Source organism: Pedobacter agri PB92, from assembly GCF_000258495.1.
GTDB classification, from domain to species: domain Bacteria; phylum Bacteroidota; class Bacteroidia; order Sphingobacteriales; family Sphingobacteriaceae; genus Pedobacter; species Pedobacter agri.
This window is the reverse complement of record NZ_AJLG01000213.1, coordinates 1-7,003: the sequence shown is the minus strand read 5'-3', so window position 1 is coordinate 7,003 and position 7,003 is coordinate 1. Positions and strand designations below refer to the sequence as shown.

General features: G+C 32.1%; 6 protein-coding genes. All 6 read right to left on the bottom strand.

The genetic code is table 11. The features are described from left to right. Positions 1-302 precede the first annotated feature (302 nt). A complete protein-coding gene (locus tag ON09_RS21185) occupies positions 303-1,400 on the bottom strand; it encodes a glycosyltransferase family 4 protein (RefSeq protein WP_010603076.1) in 1,098 nt (365 codons plus the stop codon). A gap of 13 nt (positions 1,401-1,413) precedes the next feature. After that, entirely contained in the window at positions 1,414-2,769 is a 1,356-nt protein-coding gene (locus ON09_RS21180; RefSeq protein ID WP_010603075.1) for an O-antigen polymerase, read from the bottom strand. 1 nt (position 2,770) lies between these two features. Further along, entirely contained in the window at positions 2,771-3,730 is a 960-nt protein-coding gene (locus ON09_RS21175) for a glycosyltransferase (protein ID WP_010603074.1), read from the bottom strand. After that, the gene (locus ON09_RS21170; protein ID WP_010603073.1) at positions 3,723-4,775 is read right to left on the bottom strand and encodes a glycosyltransferase family protein; all 1,053 of its coding nucleotides are present in this window, start codon (positions 4,773-4,775) and stop codon (positions 3,723-3,725) included. Before ON09_RS21170 ends, ON09_RS21175 begins: the two co-directional genes overlap by 8 nt. Next, entirely contained in the window at positions 4,772-5,881 is a 1,110-nt protein-coding gene (wecB, locus tag ON09_RS21165; RefSeq protein WP_010603072.1) for a non-hydrolyzing UDP-N-acetylglucosamine 2-epimerase, read from the bottom strand. The genes ON09_RS21170 and wecB overlap by 4 nt, the downstream gene beginning before the upstream one ends. Next, positions 5,866-7,003 (bottom strand): hypothetical protein (locus ON09_RS21160; RefSeq protein WP_010603071.1); only part of this gene is annotated, 1,138 nt, incomplete at its 5' end. The genes ON09_RS21160 and wecB, both read right to left, overlap by 16 nt.

The following is a 7,003-nucleotide window of genomic DNA, read 5'->3' as shown; positions in this document are numbered from 1 at the left end:
ACGTACACACTACTTTTTTATCTCGGAAACAGTGTAATAACATACTTGAAATGGTCGTTTGGTAAACAGATTAAAAAACATTTTAGGTAATGAAGCTATTACCGAAATTTGGAAATGATGACTTTTATAACTATACTGATCAATAAAAGTTTTTTCTGTTTCCTTCAATGATTTCTTATCAATGGTAACAATATGCAAATCAAATTGATGGTGTAGAATTTTTATTAAATTAAAGATTTTTAATTTATGCCCATCAATCGGCGGATATGGTATTCCAGGAATTATAATCAAACACTTTTTCTTCATTGAATTTTATTGTAATTGAAATTGTACCAATTTACAACACGCTCTCTAAAGCTTTCTTGAGAGAATCTTTGTAATTGTAAATATCCATTTGACACTATTTGCTCCGCTTTATTCTTATCAGATACTGCCAATTCGATAGCAGTAGCAATAGAGTTTATATCTTGTGGATCGAAAAATATAGCGCCATCACCTGCAACCTCCGGAAAACAAGAACTGTTACTGCATACCAAAGGACAGCCATACTTAAATGATTCAATTATCGGGATACCAAAGCCTTCGTATAAAGATGGGAAAACAAATACACTAGCCTTTTGATATAAGCAGGTAATTTCTGCATCAGTTTGATACTCTAGAAGTGTTACCTTATTTTCCAAACCAAGCTTATTAATAAAAGAATGGTACTCCTTCCGGCTTTTCTCATTTCTAATACCAACAATTTTTAATTTATATTTTTCCTGTAGCTTGATATCAAGCCTAGCAAAAGCAGAAATAACAGATTTAGAATTTTTGTATGCAGGTTCTCCCCCAATATGGAAAATATAGTTATCTCGGGAATCAACATCTAAATTTTCCGTGTGTTCTTGATCAAGAACTACAGAATTATAAATTACAGTAATTCTGGACGCGGGTATGTTAAATCTACTAATAATTTCAGTTTTTGAATATTCTGAAACAGTTATAATATTTTCAAATTTGTGGATTATTTTTGGTACAATAAAACGCCTATAATAGGCACCTATTTTTTGTTTTAAAGAATTTGTCTCGAATCCATGCATATAAATTAGATCATGCAAGATTAAAACATGCCTACTAGTTATATTTAAAAAAAGAGGTGCTGTATTGTATGGGAACAAGACAATTCCTGATTTTTTTTTTAAAAAACGTGGTAAAGATATTTGTTCCCACAATACGTAGTTTAGTAATCCAAATGCAATAGATTCATCACTACTTTTTTCACCACCAACAAGCAGACCAATAGGAATTTCTTTTGTTTCACTTTTGATTACAGAAACAAAATTATTGATATACTTCCCCATGCCCCTGTACTGCTTAATGGCAAAGTTAGCATCATAATATATTTTAGATTTCTTCATCTCATAAACCTTTTTAGTTTGGTATTTTTCTGGTTAAACTTTCAATGAGTAACCGATAGAAAAAATATATAGCAAACGTTAAAAAAATATTCATAAAACCTTCGGGAATGTTATTTCTAAGAAATGCGTAGAAATTATTATGAATAATCAAGTAAATAAATAGTACACTTTTAATATTATCCATGTAGGCATAATCAAGCACTGCAACAAAATACCCGAAAAATATGCAGATAAAAATGGTTATGATCAAACCAAAATTTAAGTATAAGTCACCATAAAATGTAGATGGTATCATGAATCCATTTTCAAAAGCGTCAGAATTAGTTTTTTGAGCATAGTATGCCGTGGAATTAATTGGCTTATCAGGATACCAGCTTCTTGGAACAACTTTAAAAATTATAGGTGGAATAATTGTTTTTCCATACTGATGAGATAATACGCCGTTATCAAGATTAGTCTTTATAGTTTCATAAGCTACAATTGGCGATAGTTCTCCATATACCATCATTAAAGAACTTGATGCTTCGGCATTTGATGATATATTAATTTGGCTTTCTCTAAGCCTACCTATTGTAATACCAACGAATGTTAAGAAAATAAGTGTAATTGCACCATATAAAAGTAGTTTTCCGGATAATCTGCCTTTTGTATTTTCTGCCATAGTATAAATTAATAGCATAGTAATGAGACCGAATGCAAAAGCATTTCTGGATAAAGATAATAATGGTAGAAAAAGCAACGCATATGATAATGCTATGTAGTTCAATTTTCTTCCATTCTTTAAGTGTATACCTACATACATAGCCACAACGGCAATTATTGAGCTAGAAAAGAAACTGGATAATATAATATCAAAACCGCCCGATACATTTTGTTGCCCATAGTTCTCAATAGTTGAAACCATTGAATTTCCGCCAAAATATGAAGAAATACCTGTGTTTAATATCGTATAAATATTAACAAGGGTTTTCAATATTAAAATAATTATTAACAGAGCCCAGACGGCCGAAATACGTCGGTTTATTCTATTATATAGAATCGTCTTTTTATATATTATCCGACCTTTAAATAAATATTTTCTGATGAGCGTTCCAACATAAAATGCAAATGAATAAAATATGCCATGAATGGTATATATATTATCTTGGGGAATAAAAAATAGCCTCGCTACACCGAACATTAGGCAGGTATATACAAGAAAGTAATTACGCAAAACTAAGGGATGTGCGAAATCTAATGCCACTATAGTAAGGAAAGATAACACAATTACGCTTAACTCTACTTTATTATAAATAAGTAAACCTATTATAATAAATAATAAGATAGCCTTTGCAATGATGCTATTTAACAAATATCGCCCTATTATCATTCTATTTTTTTAGCCCGGCTTTTATGATTGGCCAAATATTTTCAAATTGGCGTCTTCTGATTCGATTTAATATAACTAGTGTTAAGGAGAGGTAGTTATAAAAAAGATATTCGGGGTAAAATTTTTTGGTAAAGATAAGCTTACTTCTTGTAAAATGATAATCTGAAAAGGGACTGGCTAATGCAGATTTTGGATCGTCTTTAGTACTTGCGCCTTCTTTGTGATATACTATACTCTCTAAACAAACACCTACAGTATATCCATGGCTTTTCAACCTTGTTGCGAAATCTATTTCCTCGAAATATAAAAAAAAGTCTTCGTTAAAATTACCGACCTGGGTAAATATATCTTTACTGGTAAATATGGATGCTCCAGAAACATAATCGAAAGGTTTTTCATCATATTTTAAATCTTCAATTGTTGCATTAAGGCCAATTTGTCTCGGAAGTCCTAGTACTTTATTATACCTGCAACCTATGCATTGCACAATAGTTGGATTATGGTAGTAGAGTATTTTAGAACCTAACATACCTAGATTCGCATTTAAACTTGCTGAATGGTCAAAATAGCTCTTTTGCCTTGCTAGTGCATTGAAATCAACTGTAGTATCATTATTTAATATCCACACATACTTACAATTAATATCTAGTATTGCGGTTTTAATCCCGACGTTATTGCCACTTGCATAACCATTATTTTGATTGTGTTGAACAAAGAGTATATTCGCATCGATAGCGATTTCTGAATCCAAAGGTAAGTGATCAAATACAGCATATTTTTGCTTTGATTTCCTGAGCCAGTTCTCAATTTCAAAACATGATTCATTTGGTGAGTTATTATCTACAACAACAATTCTATTGGTGCTCGCCTCATCCATTAGGAGTAAACTTTCAACACACTCAATTGTGTCTAAATAATTTCTATAGTTTAACACTATAGTGTATACAAAATATTTATCCATTTGTAACAAAGCCCTCAAGGTTGGCATTTTTCATTTTTTTCACCAAGTTTTTGTAAATATTTTGGTTATTTAAGCTCTTTTTGGGTTGGGAAATTTCCGAAAAATCTAGATACGAAATATATTCGTATCCTAGTTCCATAAAATCGCCAATATTGGGGGTTTTAACTATGGGAATAATTCCAAAGGATAAATATTCAATTAATTTTGTTGGATTGGCAACTCTATTTACATCAATATCATCTCGTAGTATAAATCCATAATGAGCTTGACTATAGTATTCAGGAAGTTCTTGAGGCTTTACGCTGGCTAATAAAACTTCAGCATGCAATAGGTTAATTCTACTCAGCTCTTTTTTGAATCCATCAACATCCCCAGTTAAAATTGTATACTTAATATGAGGCTTATCGTTACTGCTTATTACTTTAAGCATGAGATTAATATTTTGCCAAGCTTGCAAATTACCACTATAAATCACATTAATTTTATCTGTTGAATTAAGTGGTTCAGGCGAAATATATTCAGTATTAAAAGAAGGTAAAATGTTATAAACAAAATAATTATCTGAATTTGTATGTGGATATTTTTTAATAAAATGATTCCTCATAGCGTTAGTTACACAAATGATACGTGTTAATTTCGAAAAGACATATTTTTCGATTAATGCAAAAACTATAAATTTCTTTGATCTTGCAAATTTAAGCTCCTCCGGGAAAATTCCATGCGCATCTAATATTATTTTCTTAAAATCAATGAATGGCAATATCCATAAAAGATAGAATAAACCAGCAATTGAATGGACATATATTTTATCATAGGTATTTAAAATCTTATGTATTGCAGGCATATGAACAACAGAATTTAACTGGTAAGTTTTTACAAGATGGTCAACAATTTGGGTTTTTCCTTTAAAATTCTTACGGTGTTGAACATCCAGGTAGCCTCGCTCATATTTACTGAAAATATTATCAACGTGCTTTACACGTTGAACCATTCCATCCTTGCTGTTTTCCTCGTTTGGATATGGTGCTATAAAAAGAATTTTCATGTTAAGATTGATAAGATTGAAGCACAAGTGTCACCGTTACCATATGGATTGTGTTTTAAAGACATTGTTTCGTAAGCATCAACATCATTTAGTAATTGTAAAACATGAGTTGTAATCTTATCCGGATCAGTGCCCACCAGCTTAACGGTACCTTGTTCTACTGCCTCAGGCCTTTCCGTTGTATTTCGCATCACCAGTACAGGTTTCCCCAAACTAGGTGCTTCTTCTTGTATACCCCCACTATCAGTTAAAATAATATAGCTTTTTATCATTAGCCAAACGAATGCTGGGTAGCCTAGCGGATCAATAAGAGATACATTAGCTATTCCTCCCAAAATTTCGTAAACTGGTTTTTGAACCTGAGGGTTCAAATGTACAGGATAAATTATTTGGATATCTTCGCGAATTGCAATTTCGCGGAGCGCCTTGCAAATGTTTAAGAACCCATCACCGAAATTTTCACGTCTGTGTCCTGTAACTAAAATTATTTTTTTATCCTCATTTACAATATTTTTAAGTTGTCGTATCTGGCTATCTTCAAAGTTAGAAAGCTTTTTCTGTGCCAGTATTAATGCATCAATTACCGTGTTCCCAACAACATGAATGTTTTCTGGTGAAATTCCTTCCATAATTAAATTCTGCTGAGAGGTAGCCGTCGGAGCAAAATGCACATCTGTTATTCTTCCGGTAATCTGCCTATTTATTTCTTCCGGGAAAGGGGAGAGTTTATCGAAGGTTCTTAAGCCTGCTTCAACATGACACACTTTTGCCCCGAAATAAAAGCTAGCAATTGAGGCTGCCATCGAAGTTGTAGTATCTCCATGCACAAAAACATAATCGGGCTTAAATTTTTCAAGTATTTCTTTGAGGCCCACAATAACATCTGCTGTAAGTTGATATAAGTTTTGATTGGGCTTCATCAGGTTTAAATCAAAGTCTGGCACAATCTCAAAAAAATTCAATACTTGGTCAAGCATCTCTCTGTGTTGGGCAGTAACACAAACTTTAGTATCAAAAGCCTCTTGGTGTTTCTCAAACTCTTTAATTAAAGGAGCCATTTTTATAGCCTCAGGCCTTGTGCCAAAAACAATTAAGATTTTTTGCATATAAATTTTAGGTATTGAATGATTGTTCTGAGCTTATTAATCCAAAAATAAGCTTTTAATTTTGTTTCTTTTAAAGTGTGAAGGTTAATAGGGTCCGCATCTAATATTTTCAAGAATTTATCTGTAATGCTTTCCAAACTATGGTTTTTCGAAAAATATTCATAGGATTTTGAAGCATATAGCCCAAGATTATTTTTCTTAATGATTTCCATAATGGTTTCAAATGATGTTCCATAAATTTGACCCTCTTGATGAGAGTTCCCTAACGAAAAACCTTTAGCTTCATAAAGCCACCTAAAGTATTTTGTACTGATAGGTTGATAGGAAAAATCAACCAGAATTGTAGCAATTTTTAAGCTGGCGCCCTCCAATGCGGAGGTTCCCATGGCAAAAAGAACCTCAATATTTTCCTTTAAATAGGATTGAAGACTTGAATCACTTAAATCTAATCTATATATAAGCTGTAGATTTGAATTTAACTCAAATGATTCTAACAAGTATCTTTTGGGGCCATCTCCGATTATATGAAATACAATTTTCTGATTATCATTTGCTAACAAATAATCGTTGCAACAATTCAGGATATTGATCAAAGAAAATATTTTATCTTCAGATAATCGCCCAACCCATGCCAGATTTATATTGGGGTTAGAGATATAGTTACTAGTTAAATGCTTTTCTGCTAAAGGAATTGGCAAATATTTTTCTTCTATTGACTTAAATTTGAATACTGCTTTTTGATAACTATAGTTAGGCTCATCCATAAAGTATAGCGAATCCTTTTCTATTAGTAGATCGATAATCCCACCAAGGATTGTTTTATCTTTTGTATCAAATTTAATGTGCAGCTTTCGAAATAACTTGGTGAAAAATTCTTCAAGCCCAACCGGATGTATCGACCAGAAAAAGACTTTAATATCAACGCCACTTAACTGGGTAATTACATCAAACATTGAAGACAGTGGTGCAACAACTAAGGTTTTTGATGGCAAAAGAGTTTTGCTGTAAGCATGCTGCTCTATAAAGTTGATTTTTGAATTTCTATGTGCATAGTTGGCTGCAAAACCGTCTCTAAAGTCTACATAATATACATCTACATGGTATAAATCAACTAATACTGAA

Excerpts from the sequence above, each read along its gene's own strand:
- ON09_RS21170 (WP_010603073.1), bottom strand. The coding sequence starts at position 4,775 with ATGAAAATTCTTTTTATAGCACCATATCCAAACGAGGAAAACAGCAAG.
- ON09_RS21185 (WP_010603076.1), bottom strand. The coding sequence starts at position 1,400 with ATGAAGAAATCTAAAATATATTATGATGCTAACTTTGCCATTAAGCAG.
- wecB (WP_010603072.1), bottom strand. The coding sequence starts at position 5,881 with ATGCAAAAAATCTTAATTGTTTTTGGCACAAGGCCTGAGGCTATAAAA.
- ON09_RS21175 (WP_010603074.1), bottom strand. The coding sequence starts at position 3,730 with ATGGATAAATATTTTGTATACACTATAGTGTTAAACTATAGAAATTAT.
- ON09_RS21180 (WP_010603075.1), bottom strand. The coding sequence starts at position 2,769 with ATGATAATAGGGCGATATTTGTTAAATAGCATCATTGCAAAGGCTATC.